Source organism: Methylobacterium sp. AC832 (assembly GCF_979256025.1).
The window spans coordinates 70,313-86,688 of sequence record NZ_CEEDMV010000001.1 but is presented as its reverse complement, the minus strand read 5'-3'; the positions used below and the strand labels follow the sequence as shown (position 1 = coordinate 86,688).

Here is a 16,376-nt window from a genome sequence, read left to right as displayed (position 1 = left end):
CGCAGTGCCATGACAATTCGACATTCCTCATACAGGCCATGCAAGAATCCCAGGGCCATGAATCCGAGGGCCATGAATCCGAGGGCCACGGCACGCCGGTCGACGTGACAATCCGCATGCCCGACGGCCGAAACGAATCTCCCATCATCCGTGACGCGCCTGGAAACCGGCCCTTCCCCGCCCCGTGAAACCACGGCTGCAATTCCCGCGCCGCGATGACGGAATCTCGCCCGGCAGCAACATGATCCCTCCGGGCGGCATCGCCCGAAAGCGTATTCGGACCCGCAATCCCTTCGTCCGGCCCGGCCGGAAAAGGAAATCGAGGCGAGCGGCCAAGGATGCCAATCGTCTCGATCGGGCGCGTCAGAGATCCCGAGACAGGGACTCGATCATGCCGAATGTCGAATTACGCACAAAGAACGCCAAAAACGCTCATAATCCACAAATCACCGCCTATCATTTGTTGGACCCGTGACGCAGTTGCTATGGTACGTTCGGCGTTTGGGGTTGATGAGCGGCGCGTAAACCGGACGCCGACTCTTCGGGGCAATTGCATGGTCATTCCTTCTCAAAAACACGTTCGCAACAGCCTTCTCTCCCGGATGCACCCCGACGATTATGCGGCCATCGAAACCGTTCTCGAGCCGGTCACGCTGAAGCGGAAGGACGTCCTCATCCAACCCGGCCAGCCCTTGACCCATATGCGTTTCATCGAGAGCGGCGTCGCCTCGGTGGTGGTCGGCACCCGCGAAGGCAGGCGCATCGAGGTGGGGATCATCGGCTCGGAGGGAGCCAGCGGCCTACCGCTGCTGTTCGACGTGGAATCCACGCCCCACGAAACCTTCATGCAGATCGACGGCGAAGCGCTGCAGGTGGACAAGGCCTCGTTCCGCAGCTTGGTCGAGGAAAGACCTGCCTTCCGCAAGTTGATGATGCGCTATGCTCACATCTTTCAGCTTCTCACCGCCCAGACAGCCTTGTCGCACGGTTCTTATACTTTGGAAGAACGGCTGGCTCGCTGGCTGCTGATGTGCCACGACCGTGTCTCGGGCGATGAGTTTCCCATCACGCACGAATTCCTGTCCGTCATGCTCGGCGTCCATCGCCCCGGGGTGACGACGACGATCCATATCCTCGAAGGCGCCGGCACGGTCCGGGCCCGGAGGTCTCACATCGAGATCGTCAATCGCGACAAGCTCAAGCTCATCGCGGGCGAAAGCTACGGCATACCGGAGGCGGAGTACCGCCGCCTCATCGCCGAGGATGCCGCGGAGAGTTGATCCCTGGACCGCCCCCAACGTGTTCAGGCTTCGATGAGCGTCGATCTCCCCTCCGGCGATGGTCATGATCCGTACCAAGCGTCTGGCCGACCTTATTCACCGCCTTCCTTTTGCGTATCACCGTCCTAGAATCGACATCTCGTCTTCGATATGATCGAGGCGCTCGCCCCGTGGCCTGAACTAGAACTTTCGCGATCGATGCCTCACCTTCCCTACAGCTGCTATCGGAGCCGTCTTTACGGTCATGTGGCCCACCAGGAGCTTTTGGCACTTTTGCGAGGACGTATAGTCAAAGAAGACGAGAGCATGCGGCAAATGATCATCCCCATGGATCTGGCGGTCGAGCAAGCCCCTTTCGCCTTGACGATCCACGGTTTCGGGAATCGATCAGTCACAGCAGGAGGTGGGGGCGGCGCCCGCCCGGCTCGAACCTCGCGTCGAACCGGGGCATGACTACGACTTTAGTACGAGAGCGATTATCTTAAGATAATCGCGGTTCGCGTCCTTCAATTGTCATAGATCATTGAAAGCGCGTTTCGAAGAATGCTACTTTTGGCGAAAGCCGATGTTGATCGCATAGAGATATCGACCATTGTCGCGGAATAGATTCTCGAATACGGCGGATAGCGTGTTCAATCCTCTGATCCAGAAGCTGGAAGGCTTCGTGGAACTGAGCGACGCCGATAGGGACGCGCTTCATCGGCTCGCGTCCGTCGCCCGCGACGTTCCCGCCCGCACCAACCTCGTCCGCGAAGGCGAGCCGCCGAGCGATATCATCTTCATCACCGAAGGGATCGGTTGCCGGTTCAAGCAACGCGCCAACGGCGCCCGACAGATCACGGCCTATCTCGTTCCGGGCGATACCTGCGATCTCGACATCGCCCTGCTGAACCGGCTCGACCATACGATCGCGACCCTATCCCCCTGCAAGGTCGCACGCGTTTCCGCCACGACCCTGAGAGAGATCACCGAGAACCATCCGGCGATCGCCCGGGCGATGCGCATCTCCGCCTTGATCGACGAGGCGACGTTGCGCGAATGGCTGGTGAATATCGGCTGCCGGTCGGCTCTGGAGCGGATCGCGCATCTCTTCTGCGAGTTCCTCGTCCGGCTGCGGGCTGTCGGCCTGGCCACGGAGGATAGCTGCGATCTCCCCATGACGCAGCACGAACTGGCGGACACGACGGGAATGACGACCGTCCACGTCAACCGCTCGCTGCAGGAGCTGAGACGGCGGGGGCTGATCGAACTCAAGGGCAAGAACCTGAAGGTCCTGGACTGGCCCAGGCTGAGGTCTCTTGCCGAATTCAAGGCCGGCTACCTTCGGGTGGATGGACAGACCATGTTCTGAGCAGGCTCGCCGCCCCCAAAGGCGGGGCTGCGTCCGGTTTCCTGCCCGTGGTTGCTTGCGTACATTTTCTTGCCTGCGGTTTCTTGCCTGCGGTTTCCTGCCCGATCTCCCTTGCGGCAGCCGCATGGCACACCCAGTCTAGGCTTGGCCGTTACGGTAGGAGATCGGCATGCCGCGATACTTTCTGAACCTGCGCGATCGCGACGGGCTCCATCTCGATCCGGACGGAGACGAGTTCGGCGGCCTGGACGACCTGCGCGACGAGGTCATGATCGGCGTCAAGCAGATCGTCGCCAACGCCCTCGTCAGTGGCTCCACCCTGAGCGACGCTCTGGATCGCTCGTTCGAAATCATCGACGAAGCGGGCGAAACCGTCCTGACGGTCCCGTTCTCCGAAGGTGTCGCGACGAACACCAAGCGATGACGCGACGGGACGTCGCCCGCCTTCGTGGCAAAGGAGGCGCGACGAGACGATTCCGAAGAAAGTTTCCGTCTCGACCCATTCAGGGTGGTTGACCGGAACGGACCAGCCGTTGTGTTGTCCCCGCCGACAACGAGGGGCTTTCGCGGATGACTTCGAGGCACGTGCCGACTTCGCCATTCTCTGACCAGAAGCCGGGGACGTCGGGCCTTCGCAAGAAGGTCCCGGTCTTCCAGCAGCCCCGCTACGTCGAGAATTTCGTCCAATCCATCTTCGACATCATCCCCGACCGCGAGGGCGCGACCCTGGTCGTGGGCGGCGATGGCCGCTTCTTCAACCGCGAGGTGGTGCAGACGACCCTGAAACTTGCCGCCGCCAACGGCTTCGCCCGGGTTCTCGTCGGCCAAGGTGGTCTCCTCTCCACACCGGCGGCCTCCTGCGTCATCCGCAAGCACGGCGCGATCGGCGGCATCGTCCTCTCGGCGAGCCACAATCCCGGCGGACCGGACGGAGATTTCGGGATCAAGTTCAACGCCGCCAATGGCGGTCCGGCCCCGGAATCCGTCACCGCCGCCATTTACGAGCGCACGAAGGCGATCACCCAGTATCGCATCGCCGACGTGCCGGATCTCGACCTCGATAGCGTGGGCGAAGCTCGGATCGACGGCATGGTCGTGTCCGTCATCGACCCGGTGGCCGATTACGCGGCCCTGATGCAGGAACTCGTCGATTTCGATGCGATCCGCCGCCTGTTCGCCTCCGGCTTCCGCATGCGGTTCGATGCCATGAGCGCGGTGACCGGTCCCTACGCCGTCGCCATCTTGGAAGGGGCGCTGGGCGCCCCTTCCGGCACGGTGGTGAACGGCACGCCGGAGGAGGATTTCGGCGGCCACCACCCCGACCCCAACCCGGTCCATGCCCACGAGCTCTACGAGCTGATGCTGAGCGCGGACGCGCCGGATTTCGGCGCGGCCTCGGACGGGGACGGCGACCGAAACATGATCGTGGCGCCCGGCCTCTTCGTCACCCCGAGCGACAGCCTGGCGATCCTTTCCGCCCATGCCCATCGCGCGCCGGGCTACGCCTCCGGCTTGGCGGGCATCGCCCGTTCGATGCCCACGAGCCGTGCCGCCGACCGGGTCGCCGCATCGCTCGGCATTCCCGCCTACGAGACCCCGACCGGGTGGAAGTTCTTCGGCACCCTGCTCGATGCCGGCCTCATCACCCTCTGCGGCGAGGAGAGCGCCGGCACCGGCTCGAACCACGTCCGCGAGAAGGATGGGCTCTGGGCCGTGCTGCTGTGGCTGAACATCCTGGCGGCGACGGGCAAGCGCGCCGACGCCATTGTGCGCGAGCATTGGGCCTCGTTCGGCCGCGATTACTACACCCGCCACGATTACGAGGAGATCGAGTCCGAGAGCGCCAACCGTCTCATGGAGGGGTTGCGCGCGCAGGTAGCGAGCCTGCCCGGCCGCCGGATCGGCGATCTCACCGTCTCCACGGCGGACGATTTTCGCTATGTCGACCCGGTCGACGGCTCCGTGACGGCGCAGCAGGGCATCCGTATCAGCTTCGCCGAGGATGCGCGCGTGGTCTACCGCCTCTCCGGCACCGGCACGGCGGGGGCGACGCTGAGGGTCTATATCGAGCGCTACGAGAGCGACCCGGACCGGCTCGACCTAGCGCCGGATGTCGTCCTCGCCCCTGTCGTCCAGGCGGCGCGCGACATCGCCGACATCGCCGGCATCACGGGGCGCAGCGAGCCCAGCGTCATCACCTGAGCCCGGAGAGGGACGTCCCTCCCCGCCGATGCCGCATTCCGGGAACCGCGTTTTCCTCGGCCCATTGTCCTGAAGATCACGGGTGATCGCCGGCCGCGCAATGGCCGCGCACCCCTTCTCGCACAGATGGGACAGACATGAAGTTGCAGGGCAAACGCGCTCTGATCACCGGGGCGGATTCCGGTATCGGACAGGCTGCGGCCGAGTTGTTCGCGCGCGAAGGCGCGGACGTGGCGATCACCTACAACACCGACGCGGACGGCGCGCGGGAGACCGCGCGCCGGGTCGAGGCCGCCGGGCGCAGATGCCTGGTGATCCAGGACGATGTCGGTGACCCGGCCTCCGTCGAGGCGACCTTCGCCAAGGTGGCGGCCGAGTTCGGCGTTCTCGACATCCTCGTCAACAATGCCGGCCAGGCCATGAGCGGGATGCCGGTGGCCGAGATGGATAACGGCAAGCTCGAACAGATCCTGCGGGTCAACCTGATGGGGCCGGTCTTCTGTGCCCGTGCCTTCATCAAGGTCCGGCGGGCCAATGGCGGGCGGGGGAAGATCGTCATCGTCTCGTCGGTGGCCCAGCACCTGCCGACGCCGGAAAGCGCGCCCTACGGCATGTCGAAGGCCGGTGTCGGCTCGCTCTGCCGGAGCCTGTCGCGCGAGCTCGCCGAGGACAAGATCAACGTCAACAACGTCGCCCCAGGCCTGATCGAGACGCCGATGACCAGCGACCGGTTCGAGAACCCGGAGAAGCTCGAAGCCTCCCTCGAACGCATCCCGTGGCACCGCGCCGGCCAGCCCGACGACATCGCCAAGGCGATCCTCTACCTCGCCTCGGACGACGCCGATTACGTCACCGGCCATACCCTCGTGGTGGATGGCGGCCTGACCATGCAATGGGGCGGCGCGTAGGGCGGGTCTCTCTTTGGGAACGGAATATCGAAAAGGGCCGGATCGCGATCGATCCGGCCCCTCTCAGGTCTGGTCTCACGTCGCCGCCTTGGGTTCGGCGGGTATTGCCGTTTACGCGGCCGGCGGAGCGGTGGCCTCGACCGCCGTGAACTCTTCGAGGATCGTGTAGGTGTGCTCGGCCTCGGCCGGGACGAGCCAGGAATCGCCGGGCTCCAGGGTCACGGTCTCGCCGCCGACCGTGAGTTCGGCGCGGCCGGAAATGACGTATCCCACCGTCTCGTAGGGTCGACTGGCACTCGGCTTGTCGTCCGTCGGCGGCTCGTGACGCCACATCCGCATGGCGACCCGCTCACCCTTGGCGAGGCGGATCTCGCCATGCGCATCCGCGCGGGCATTCGTCGTGGAGATCTTCGTGGTCATGGCGCTTGAAACCTCGTCGCGTTGCGGTGAATCCAACCGGGGAATGGCGGTGGCGTTCCTGATGAATCCTCAGGAGGGATGCCCGAGGAACGCCTCGGCCGAGCGGAGGGCCAGCGCCATGATGGTCAGGGCCGGATTGGCGGCCAGCGAACTCGGGAAGGTCGATCCGTCGCTGATCCAGAGGTTCGGAATCTCGAAGCTCCGGCCATGGGGATCGACCACGGCGCTGTCGCCATCCATGCCCATCCGGCAGGTGCCGATCGTGTGCGCGACGCGCTCCAGCACCCAGATGTCGGAGGCGCCGGCGGCTTCCCAGATCGCCTTCATGGTCCGCGTCGCATGGGCGTTCAGCCGATCCTCGTTGGAGGAATAGCCGAAATCGATCTGCGCCTTGCGCATCCCGAACGCGTCCACCTCGTCGGCGAGGACCAGCACGTTGGCGTCGCAGGGCAGGGTCTCACCGTTGATCCCGATGCCCGCCATGTGGTTGTAACGATTGAGATGTTCGGTCAGCGCCCGCCCCCACAGGCCGCGCCCCCGCGCCACCGAGTTGCCCCAGGTGACCGGCAGGACGCCGAGACTCTGCATCAGGTAGCCGCCCGCGAAATCCGCATCATCGGGCCGGACCATGTCCTCGCTGATGAGCGACGAGGGATAGCCGCGGTTCATCCGCATCTCGGCCTCGAACGTCCCCCAGACCTGGGTCGCCACATGGCCCATATAGTTGCGGCCGACCTGACCGCTGCCGTTGGCGAGCCCGAGATGCAGGAGGAGCCGGGGCGTCTCCACGGCCCCGGCGCAGAGGTAGACCGCCGCGCAACGCTGCCGATGATCGATGCCGCCATGCCGGTAGATCACCGACGTGATCCGGCCCTCACGGTCGCGCTCGAGCCCGTGCACGCGACAATCGGGGCGGATTTCCGCGCCATTGGAGACCGCATGCGGCAGGTAGGTCACATCCATGCTGGTCTTGGCGCCGGTGCGACAGCCCTGGTGGCAGTAGCCGCAACTGATGCAGCCCCGGCGCAGACCGCCGCCCTCCTGGGAGAAGTCGCGCGAGACGACGGCGGCAGGCGAATCCGCGGTCCGAATGCCGAGCCGGTCGCAGGCTTGGCCCATCACCTGCGCCGGCGCGTTGCGCGGGACCGGTGAGAGAGGATAGCGCCGGCCGGGATCCCAGGGGTACTGGGAGGAGCCGGACACGCCGATAAACGCCTCGACGCGCTCATAGAATGGTAGCAGGTCGTCGTAATCGAGCGGCCAATCCACGCCCATCCCGGTCTCGGAGTGAAGACGCAGGTCGCGCTCGTCGGCGCGCGGCGTGAAAGCCCCCCAATGCAGGGTGGAGCCACCAACCCCGGTCCCGCTGTTGTTGGCGCCGAAGGCCTCCGGTGTCGAACCGCCGCTGAGGCGCTCCTCGGTCCAGTAGATCTCATCCGCGAGCGTTTCGTCGAACGCGAACTGCGTAGGATCGAAATTCGGCCCCGCCTCCAGGGCGACGACGGTGAGCCCTGCCGCTGCGAGACGGGCGAGCACGGGCGCGCCGCCCGCCCCCGTGCCGATGACGACCACATCGACGATGTCATCGGTTGCGTAGCGACGCATCGCATCGAGCTTCACAGACCGATCTCCCCGCCGGTCTTACCCAGGGCGGCAGATTCCCATGGTTCCTGTTCTCCGATCCCCACCCGCACGAAGCCGGGCATACGATCAGTGTCGTCGCCACCCGCACCGATCCCGCCGAAGCCGATCCGCGCGAGGCTGGCGGGATGGGCCAGATATATCCGTACCGCGTCACTGCGCAGATCCTCGAACCACAGGTTCATTCTTTCGGCGTCGAACCCCTGCCTCGGTTCTTCGGGCGAGAGCCGCTCGCCGGCTGAGGCCGCGTGCAGGAGGGCGTCCTGATCGGCCCCGCCCAGGGACAGGAAACCCGTCTCGTGGACGGATCTCGCGGCGGCATCGAGCATGCTCAGCGCGACACGGTAAGCCTCGCCGTCCTCCGGCAGCTTGGCGAAGCGCCAACCATCCCCGGTTCCAGCAGCGAGCCGGGCCTCGATCCGCGCAGCGATGTCGATCCTGCCGGCATCGCCCTGCGGGAGCACCCGGTCGAGGACGGCGCGAAGGAGGGCGAGTTCCATCGGATCGAACCATGTGGACCGGTACTCCGAAGCATCGGGCTCGGCGCGAGCGAGGAGCGCCGCCCTCAGACGGCTATTCACCCGCTCGGAATCGATCAGCGCGCGGTAGGGCTGCGGCACCTCCGGTGAGGTAGACCGTCGCGCCGCCCCCTCCGCAACGAGATCTGTAATCAGCTCGGCCACCGCCTCCGGTCGCTCCAGGGGCAGGAGATGTCCTGCACCGTCGAGGGCAACGAGCCGGCCGGATGCCAGGTGAGGAAGCGTCATTGCCTCCTGCGCTGTAGCGCCGAGATCGGCATCCTCGGTTCCGCCCACGACCACGGCCGGTATGCGCAGGATGCCGATCCGGCGGCTCCAATCCTCTCGGGAGCCGTCGCGAAGCCATGCCGTCCAGGCGGCGGGAGCAGCACGCAGCACATCCTCGATCGCCCGGGTTCGACGCGGTTCGTCGAGGCGCGCACCGGTATTCTGGTCGATGAACTCTCCTGCCTTGCGACGGCGGGTCTCCGCATCCGCGGAAATCCAGTCCAACATCTCCTGCCGCTTGTCGTCGGACATCGGCTCGGGACTCGGTGGCGAACCGCCGAGAAGAACCAGCCCGGCGAGCCCCGCCAGATCCGGCGCCCCGTCCTCGGCGCGCCGGGCGAGGGCCAGGGCCACCTTGGCGCCCATGCTATGTCCGGCGAGATACCATCGTTCTCCGGGATCGGCGGCCGTAATGCGGGCGGCCACATAATCCGCCATCGCATCCACCGTGTAGCCCGGGACGTCAGCCGCATCTCCGAACCCCGGTAGGTCGAGCGCGACCAGACGAACGACGCCATCGAGACAGGCTGCGACCGGCCCCCATTCCCGCGCGCTTCCGCCGAGGAAATGCAGGCAGACCAAAGTGGATGGGCCGCCGGTACCCAGGCCCGCGATGGCCGGGGCAGCGGCGGTGGTATTGGAAGCGGGACGATTTGGCATCAGCCCGAACTCGGGCGCGTGCCCTCCCGATCAAGGGCTTAATCCCCCACCGGGCTTGCGGCATGGCGTCCGTCCACTCCGATCCGCATCGTGAGCGTCAGGGGGCCGACCCCTCTCTCAATCCCGATCTCAGTTCGAGGAAAGGGGCCTCCGAGATGGAATCGTAGCCCTAATACGGCCAGTCGATGGCGACGATCATCATCATGGCCAGAGCGATGGAGAAGGACAGGAGGCAGCTCATCAAGAGATGAGCCGTGAAATTTTCGACGCCGAACAGGACGGCGAAAGCGATCATCGAGATCGAGCCGAGAAGCACGACGGCCCAGACGATCCGGTCGACGCCATTGATGGCCAGATCGCTTCGTCCGCGATGGAGATCGTAGAGATCGTCGATGTGCTTGCGAAAGTCCTTCACCGTGAGAACGTCCGCCAGATCCTTCAGCGGCAGCGCTGCAGCATCGAGCCATAGGCGGTGGAGCACCCGAGTTGCTGCGACGGGCCGCTCCGCCCGTCTCATCTGGGGCCACTCCTCCTCGATCACCACCTGAACGTCAGTCGCCAGATGAGCAGGCATGGCAGCACGGTTCGGTTCGGGAAGGGTCGTCACCTCCCGCGCCAGTCTCGCGACTTTATCCGCCTCCTCGAAAACGAGGGTTTCGGCACGGTCCTTCCGCGTCATGACGGTGATCGCCAGGGAAGAGATCAAGATCGCGTAGATGACACCGACGACGGCGATGAAGAAGCCGGCGATACCGTTGTGGGACCGCCGACGATCCTTCTTCCAAACCCTGTCGACCATCAGGACGGCCGACACCGTGCCACCCACGGAGATGGAGCTGATGATGCAGGCCATCTGCCAGATCGGCGCGCCATAGAGGAAATTGACGAAATCCATCATGCTCCGAGCCAGCGGTCTCGCATCGGCACGACGTCGCCCTGGCAAAGTGACATTCCGGCAAGTTCCGGATTCGGCAGTGGCTCAAACGGGGGCTCACCTGCCCATGCGCACATCGACTGTGCAACCGAATGCGGTTGGGCGGAACAAACCCGCGCTCCTCGCACTTTCGCCTGTCGTCCCTTGAGGTTTTCAAGGATTTCAAGGATTTCGAGGATAGCCGGATACCCCTCGCCGGACCATGGCGAACCCGTTAAGATCTTGCGGCGCACCATCGGGTGTTGCCCATCTTCGCAGAGAGCCCGCTCCGTGCCGACCCGGCCGCCCTTCCTGTCCTCCGCCGAAGCATCGACATCCCTGCCGACGTTGCGCCGCGGCTCGCAGCTGCACGAGACCGAGCGCCGTCTGAACGCTGTGCTGAACAATGCGTCGGTGGCCATCTTCCTGATGGATGACAGGCAGCACTGCGTCTACATGAACCGCGCCGCCGAACTGCTCACCGGCTTCACCGTCGGGGAAGTGCTCGCGCGCGATTGCCCGCTTCACGACATCGTCCACCACACCTATCCCGACGGCCGCCCGTTCCCGCTGGAGGAATGCGCCATCGACCGTGCCTTCCCGGAGAACAACCAGGAGCGCGGCGAAGAGGTGTTCGTCCACAAGGACGGTCATTTCTACCCAGTCGGGTTCACCGCGAGCCCGATCCGTGACGACGCCGCCAAAATTATCGGCACGATCATCGAGGTCCGCGACATCACCGAGGAGAAGGCGGCAGCCGAGCGGCAGCGGCTGCTGACTAACGAACTGAACCACCGGGTGAAGAACACGCTGGCCACCGTCCAGTCCATCGCGGCGCAGACCTTCCGCGCCATTTCCGACCAGCCGGCCCGCGCCGTATTCGACGCTCGTGTCACGGCCTTGTCGAACGCTCACAACGTCCTGACCGAATCCAACTGGGAGAGCGCCAGCCTCATCGGCGTCGTCGAGCGGGCGATCGCGCCCCACGCGGTGGCGGAGGCCGACGCGAACCGGTTCCAGATCACCGGCCCGGATACCCGTCTTCATCCCAAGGTAGCTGTGACGCTGGCCATGGCGTTGCACGAACTGATGACGAACGCCGCCAAGTTCGGTGCTCTTTCCGTGCCCGAGGGCAGGGTCACCGTCGTTTGGACGCTGAAATCCGATGGGGCGCGCGAGCGCCTTTCCCTGACCTGGACGGAGACGGGTGGCCCGGAAGTGGCTCCCCCGACGCGCAGGGGTTTCGGTTCCCGTCTTGTCGAGCGACAATTGCCCTTGGAGTTCGACGGCAACGCCGCGATCGATTTCGCGCCAACCGGAGTTGTCTGTCGCCTCGATATCCCCCTGACGGCCTTGGGCTGGCATGGGCAGGAGATCGTGACGGGGCGACCGGGCTCATGAGCATGCTCGAGGGGCGCCGCGTCCTGCTGGTGGAAGACGAAAGCCTGGTGGCGATGCTCGCCGAGGACATGCTGCTCGATCTCGGCTGCGAGGTCGTGATCGCCATGCGCCTCGAACAGGCATTGAGGAACCTGCAAGCGGAGACATTCGATCTCGCTGTCCTGGACGTAAATCTCGGTGACGCGCGCAGTTATCCCGTAGCCGACAAGCTGTTCGAGCGCTGCATCCCGTTCCTCTTCGCCACAGGCTACGGGGCGGCCGGTGTCGAGCCCGCCTATCGCACCGTCCCGGTGATGCAGAAGCCCTACCAGAAGGACGACCTGGAGACGCTGTTGCAGCATCTCCTGACCTGCGAGACGTCGCAGCGGAAGACCGAAGCCGGATCGTTCGGTTGCAGTTGCACGCCCCACTTCAATGGGTCTGGCCGGAATCAGATCCGGGCAGACTGCCCCCCGGTTCCAACCTCCTAGCGCGCGTCGGTGCGCGATGCCGGCCGCCTAGTGGAAATCGGGCGGGGTATCGACGGCTTGCAAACCCTTCAATGAAGCTTCGAGCGTGCAGACCACGCCGGACATGCGGTAATCGAGGGAAACCTCACCGCCGAAATTGCCGGCCAAGCCGCGCGATATCAGCCGCGTGCCGAACCCCGTCCGCGTCGGCGGCTGCACTGGAGGCCCGCCGGCTTCGACCCAGCGCAGCAGCACCCGGTCGCTGCCGTCGCTCTCATGCGGGCGGATCTCCCAGAGGATGGTGATGCTACCCTTCGCGGCGGAGAGCGCGCCGTATTTGGCTGCGTTCGTCGCGAGTTCGTGGAGGATGAGAGCGAGCGACATCGCGGCCTTGGCGCCGACATTCAGCGCGGGTCCACGAACGGCGAACCGGTCCGGCTTGTCCTTGTGAGGCTCCAGCGTGCTCTCGATCAGCGTCTTGAGGGGCGTATCGCCGAGCGAGCCGCCGAGGAGCAGGTCGTGGGATTTGCCGAGAGCGATCAGACGACCCGCCAGCACGTCCTTCGCGGTGGCGATGTCGGTGGCGTTGCGCATGGTCTGCGTGGCGATGGATTGCACCATCGCCAGCATGTTCTTCATGCGATGGCTGAGTTCGAGGTTGAGCACGCGCTGCTGCGCTTCCGCCTCGATCCGCGCGATCGCAGCGCGGGTCCGGTCGGCGACGTTGCGGACGAAACCGATTTCCTCGGTCGTCCAGGAATGGGGCACGTCCTTGGCCGCGTACAGCAAGGCCATGAAACGTCCGTGCTCCATGACGGGCAAGTTCAAGAGCGATCGGATGCTAATGGAGATGAGCGAGGCTGCATCCGCCACCGTTCGCGGATCTGAGGTGACATCCTCAATCAGGACTGTCCCGCCGGTCTTCAGCTCATCGATGTACGAGCCGTATTCCCGGAAGTGATGAAGTCCGTCGATACGGGGAATATTCTGGGCGGACCAGCCCCGGCCGATGAGGATGGTCTCGCGATCCTGGTCCACCGCGCCGTAGCCGGCATGGGACAGTCCGAGGGTACGGCCAACGATCTCGGCCGCGGTGAAGGAGATCGTGACAGGATCGCTCAAATGGCGAAGGCGGTCACCGAGTTCCGCGATGGCGAGGCGGCGGGTCTCGTTCTGTGCGCGTTCGGTGACATCGAGAAAGAGACAACTGAAGCGCTGGTCGCTCTCATGGCCAGCTCGAACCTCGAAGCTGCGGTCGAGAGCGGCGACCGTGATCTCGAACAGGGTTGGCTCGCCCGTATCGACGACGGTCGCATAGCGGTCGATCACCCATTGCTCGATATCGGGCACGAGTTCGCGGATGGTCCGGCCGACACTGTCATCGGGAAGGCCCGATTGCCGAGCAAAAGCCTGGTTGATCTCCAGGAATCGGTAATCCAGCGGCCGTCCCGCCGCGTCGCGGATAAGCTCGGCAAGAAAGAAGCCTTCCTGCATGCTGGTAAACAGGCCGCGCCAGCGTGCCTCGCTGGCGCTGATCAGCTGCTCGGCATTCTTTTGGACGGTGATGTCGCGCGAGACCGACAGCAAACGCTCCGGCTGCCCTTCGGCGTCGAGGATCGGCGTAACCTGCACATCCCACCACCGGAGATTTCCCGCCATGGTGTTGGCGAGGCCCTGGAAATGGCCCGTGCGCCCGGCCTTGGCGGCAGCGACAGCCTCCCGAGCCTGGATGTGACCTTGATCTTGCCAGAAATCGGGCCAGGGACAGTTCTTGATCGCGTTGAAGTCGCTGACTTCCATCACGCGCATCCCGCCTTCGCTCATGAAGGTGAGCCTCGTGTCGAGGTCCAGGACCTTGATGCAATCGGCCGAGGAGGCCAGGACGCTGCGCATGAACTCGGCGTCGTTGTGCTGCTTCTGGCTCGCGAGACGCTGTTCCGTGCGATCCCGCAGGATCTTGATGAAGCCCTCGGGATTCCCGTCTTCGTTCCTCAGCGGCATCATCTCGCCGAGCCCCCAGAACAGGGACCCATCCTTCCGCTTGTGCCAGCGCTCGTCGCTGGCCCGGCCATGCATCAGCGCCGCTCCCATCTCCTGCTCGGGCAAGCCGTTCTCGACGTCCTCCACTGTGAAGAAGACATGGGCGTACTCGCCGCACATCTCCGCCTCGGTCCAGCCGAGGACGCGCTCCGCCCCGGTGTTCCAGCTCGTGACCTGGCCGGACAGGTCCATCGAGATGATGCCGTAATCGACAGCGCTCTCCAGGATCGCCTTGTTGAGCCGGTCGCTCTCGCGCCGGTCCTGTAGGGCCCGCCGTAGATCGAGGAGGGCCATCACCTGCTTGGCCAGCGTGCGCAGGATGAGCATCTGCGCTGGGGTGAGGCTGTTCGGCTTGGTGTCGAGGACGCACAGCGTTCCGAGGGTCACGCCGTCCGCCGTCTGCAGCGGTACGCCAGCATAGAAGCGAACGTGCGAATCGCCGGTAACAAGCGGGTTCGTGGCGGTCCGCTCGTCGCGGGTCGTGTCGGAAATCTCGAACACCGCGTCCTGTTCACTGACGGCATAGCGGCAGATCGAGGAAGAGATCGGAGTCTCCCTCTGGCCGAAACCGGTCTCGGCCTTGAACCATTGCCGTTCGCCATCGAGCAGGGAAATCAACGAGATCGGCACATTGCAGGCCGCCGACGCCGCTTTCACGATATCGTCGAAATCAGCCTCGGCCTCGGTATCGAGGATGCCATAGCGTGCGAGGGCCGCACGACGGTGGGCCTCGATGCCCGCACTGTTGTCGTCGTGGTCCACAGAGCTTTCCTGCCCGCATTCGTCTTATTCGGACCGAAAAGCCGAGATCCGCCGGTTCATGCGCCGAAATTCCAAGACGGGCAACCGGCTGCGATATGTCCCTCACCATGCTTATCATCAAGAGCGATCCAGGTCGAAAGCGGCGCAGGACGGCCGCTCTCGGACGACGGTTGGGTCGAGGAGCGAAACGACACCTCGCACTCATGGGCTCCCGGAAACCGGCCGGGAGCCTTCCGTCAGCAGTCGAGCGTGGTGTCGCGCTCCCACTGCGTCAGATGGCGCGAATAGGCGTTCCATTCCTCGGTCTTGAGCTTGAGGTAGCTGGGCACGAAGCTGCCGAGGGATTGAGCGAGGACGTCCGACTGTTCGAGCGCCCGCATGGCGTCGAGCATGTTGAGCGGCAGGCGCTTGACGCCCTCGACCATGTGACCGTCCGTGTACATGTTGATGTCGAGCCGCTTGCCCGGATCGCGCCGGTTGCGCAGGCCATCGAGGCCGGCAGCGAGGAGACCTGCCTGGAGCAGGTAAGGGTTCGCGGCGCCGTCGGCGAGACGGAACTCGAAGCGCCCGCCATCGGGGATGCGGATCATGTGGGTGCGGTTGTTACCCGTATAGGTCACCGTATTGGGGGCCCAGGTCGCGCCGGATGTGGTGCGCGGGGCGTTGATGCGCTTGTAGGAATTGACGCAAGGGTTGGTGATGGCAGCGAGCGCATCGGCCGAGTGAATCAGGCCGCCGATGAAGTGGTAGCCCTCCCGCGACATCCCGATCTCGTCCGACGGATCGGAGAAGACGTTGCGCTCCCCGTTCCACAGTGAGACGTGGGCGTGGCAGCCGGAGCCGGTCAGGTCCATGAAGGGCTTGGGCATGAAGGTCGCCCGAAGTCCGTGCTTCTCGGCGATCGAGCGGGTCATGTACTTGAAGAAAGCGTGCCGGTCGGCCGTGACGAGGGCGTCGTCGTAGTCCCAATTCATCTCGAACTGGCCGTTCGCGTCCTCATGGTCGTTCTGGTACGGCTTCCACCCGAGGGTCAGCATCGCATCGCAGATCTCGGTGATCACGTCGTAGCGGCGCATGAGGGCCGACTGGTCGTAACAGGGCTTCATCTGCCGGTCGGCCATATCGGCGGGTTCGGAACCGTCGGGCGTGATCAGGAAGAACTCGCACTCGACGCCGGTCTTCATCTGAAGGCCGTCCCGCGCCGCGTCCTTGATGAGACGCTTGAGGATGTTGCGCGGCCCCTGCTCCACGGGCTTGCCGCCCATGACGAGATCGGCGGGCAACCAGCCGACCTCAGGCTTCCAGGGTAACTGGATCAGGCCCGCCGCATCGGGGACGGCCAGGAGGTCGGCATCGGCCGGGCTCATGTCGAGCCATGTGGCGAAGCCTGCGAACCCCGCGCCGTTCCGACAGGTGCTGGCGATGGCGGCGGCCGGGACGAGCTTGGCGCGCTGGGTTCCGAACAGGTCCGTGTAGGATACGAGGAAATACTTGATGCCACGCTCTTTTGCGACGGCTTCGAGATCCGGGGTCATGGCGTCAC

The 16,376-nt window shown here is 64.8% G+C and carries 13 protein-coding genes; 7 read left to right on the top strand and 6 right to left on the bottom strand.

The genetic code is table 11. The features are described 5' to 3' along the window. The first annotated feature begins 398 nt into the window (after positions 1-398). The 5 genes from AC0IXR_RS00395 to AC0IXR_RS00375 all read left to right on the top strand — a co-directional run bounded on the left by AC0IXR_RS00395 (position 399) and on the right by AC0IXR_RS00375 (position 5,741). Positions 399-1,280 (top strand): Crp/Fnr family transcriptional regulator, encoded by an 882-nt coding sequence (locus AC0IXR_RS00395; protein ID WP_246747780.1) that lies wholly within the window; start codon positions 399-401, stop codon positions 1,278-1,280. A gap of 628 nt (positions 1,281-1,908) precedes the next feature. After that, positions 1,909-2,631: a Crp/Fnr family transcriptional regulator gene (locus tag AC0IXR_RS00390; RefSeq protein ID WP_244478163.1), complete on the top strand. Its 723-nt coding sequence runs from the start codon at positions 1,909-1,911 to the stop codon at positions 2,629-2,631. 169 nt (positions 2,632-2,800) lie between these two features. Further along, on the top strand, positions 2,801-3,055 hold the full coding sequence (locus AC0IXR_RS00385; protein ID WP_056428385.1) for a DUF6894 family protein: 255 nt from the start codon (positions 2,801-2,803) through the stop codon (positions 3,053-3,055). A gap of 146 nt (positions 3,056-3,201) precedes the next feature. Continuing rightward, the gene (locus tag AC0IXR_RS00380) at positions 3,202-4,833 is read left to right on the top strand and encodes an alpha-D-glucose phosphate-specific phosphoglucomutase (RefSeq protein ID WP_056454420.1); all 1,632 of its coding nucleotides are present in this window, start codon (positions 3,202-3,204) and stop codon (positions 4,831-4,833) included. 137 nt (positions 4,834-4,970) lie between these two features. Then, complete coding sequence (locus tag AC0IXR_RS00375) at positions 4,971-5,741, top strand: SDR family NAD(P)-dependent oxidoreductase (RefSeq protein WP_311276529.1); 771 nt, start codon at positions 4,971-4,973, stop codon at positions 5,739-5,741. Positions 5,742-5,852: 111 nt separating this feature from the next. On the opposite strand, the gene AC0IXR_RS00370 is transcribed toward AC0IXR_RS00375, so the two are convergent. The 4 genes from AC0IXR_RS00370 to AC0IXR_RS00355 form a co-directional block, all read right to left on the bottom strand. Continuing rightward, on the bottom strand, positions 5,853-6,161 hold the full coding sequence (locus AC0IXR_RS00370; protein ID WP_056428392.1) for a cupin domain-containing protein: 309 nt from the start codon (positions 6,159-6,161) through the stop codon (positions 5,853-5,855). Between the two features lie 69 nt (positions 6,162-6,230). Next, positions 6,231-7,781 carry a GMC family oxidoreductase gene (locus tag AC0IXR_RS00365; RefSeq protein ID WP_082490410.1) on the bottom strand — a complete coding sequence of 517 codons (1,551 nt, stop codon included), beginning with the start codon at positions 7,779-7,781 and terminating at the stop codon, positions 6,231-6,233. After that, on the bottom strand, positions 7,778-9,268 hold the full coding sequence (locus AC0IXR_RS00360) for an alpha/beta hydrolase (protein WP_471759362.1): 1,491 nt from the start codon (positions 9,266-9,268) through the stop codon (positions 7,778-7,780). Before AC0IXR_RS00360 ends, AC0IXR_RS00365 begins: the two co-directional genes overlap by 4 nt. 169 nt (positions 9,269-9,437) lie before the next feature. Then, positions 9,438-10,166, bottom strand: coding sequence for a bestrophin-like domain (locus AC0IXR_RS00355; protein ID WP_471759361.1), 729 nt, complete (start codon positions 10,164-10,166; stop codon positions 9,438-9,440). Positions 10,167-10,472: 306 nt separating this feature from the next. Here AC0IXR_RS00355 and AC0IXR_RS00350 point away from each other — a divergent pair, with 306 nt between their 5' ends. Further along, a complete protein-coding gene (locus AC0IXR_RS00350) occupies positions 10,473-11,582 on the top strand; it encodes a sensor histidine kinase (RefSeq protein ID WP_461235026.1) in 1,110 nt (369 codons plus the stop codon). Next, positions 11,579-12,052 carry a response regulator gene (locus AC0IXR_RS00345; RefSeq protein WP_471759360.1) on the top strand — a complete coding sequence of 158 codons (474 nt, stop codon included), beginning with the start codon at positions 11,579-11,581 and terminating at the stop codon, positions 12,050-12,052. The genes AC0IXR_RS00350 and AC0IXR_RS00345 overlap by 4 nt, the downstream gene beginning before the upstream one ends. A gap of 27 nt (positions 12,053-12,079) precedes the next feature. On the opposite strand, the gene AC0IXR_RS00340 is transcribed toward AC0IXR_RS00345, so the two are convergent. Further along, positions 12,080-14,833, bottom strand: a complete 2,754-nt coding sequence (locus AC0IXR_RS00340; protein WP_471759359.1) for a PAS domain-containing protein — start codon at positions 14,831-14,833, stop codon at positions 12,080-12,082. A gap of 236 nt (positions 14,834-15,069) precedes the next feature. Then, entirely contained in the window at positions 15,070-16,368 is a 1,299-nt protein-coding gene (glnT, locus tag AC0IXR_RS00335) for a type III glutamate--ammonia ligase (protein ID WP_056428409.1), read from the bottom strand. Between the last annotated feature and the right edge of the window lie 8 nt (positions 16,369-16,376).

Bases quoted from the DNA above. Each gene is read 5' to 3' on its own strand.
- AC0IXR_RS00385 (WP_056428385.1), top strand. From the start codon at position 2,801: ATGCCGCGATACTTTCTGAACCTGCGCGATCGCGACGGGCTCCATCTC.
- AC0IXR_RS00360 (WP_471759362.1), bottom strand. From the start codon at position 9,268: ATGCCAAATCGTCCCGCTTCCAATACCACCGCCGCTGCCCCGGCCATC.
- AC0IXR_RS00380 (WP_056454420.1), top strand. From the start codon at position 3,202: ATGACTTCGAGGCACGTGCCGACTTCGCCATTCTCTGACCAGAAGCCG.
- glnT (WP_056428409.1), bottom strand. From the start codon at position 16,368: ATGACCCCGGATCTCGAAGCCGTCGCAAAAGAGCGTGGCATCAAGTAT.
- AC0IXR_RS00370 (WP_056428392.1), bottom strand. From the start codon at position 6,161: ATGACCACGAAGATCTCCACGACGAATGCCCGCGCGGATGCGCATGGC.
- AC0IXR_RS00355 (WP_471759361.1), bottom strand. From the start codon at position 10,166: ATGATGGATTTCGTCAATTTCCTCTATGGCGCGCCGATCTGGCAGATG.
- AC0IXR_RS00395 (WP_246747780.1), top strand. From the start codon at position 399: ATGTCGAATTACGCACAAAGAACGCCAAAAACGCTCATAATCCACAAA.
- AC0IXR_RS00345 (WP_471759360.1), top strand. From the start codon at position 11,579: ATGAGCATGCTCGAGGGGCGCCGCGTCCTGCTGGTGGAAGACGAAAGC.
- AC0IXR_RS00375 (WP_311276529.1), top strand. From the start codon at position 4,971: ATGAAGTTGCAGGGCAAACGCGCTCTGATCACCGGGGCGGATTCCGGT.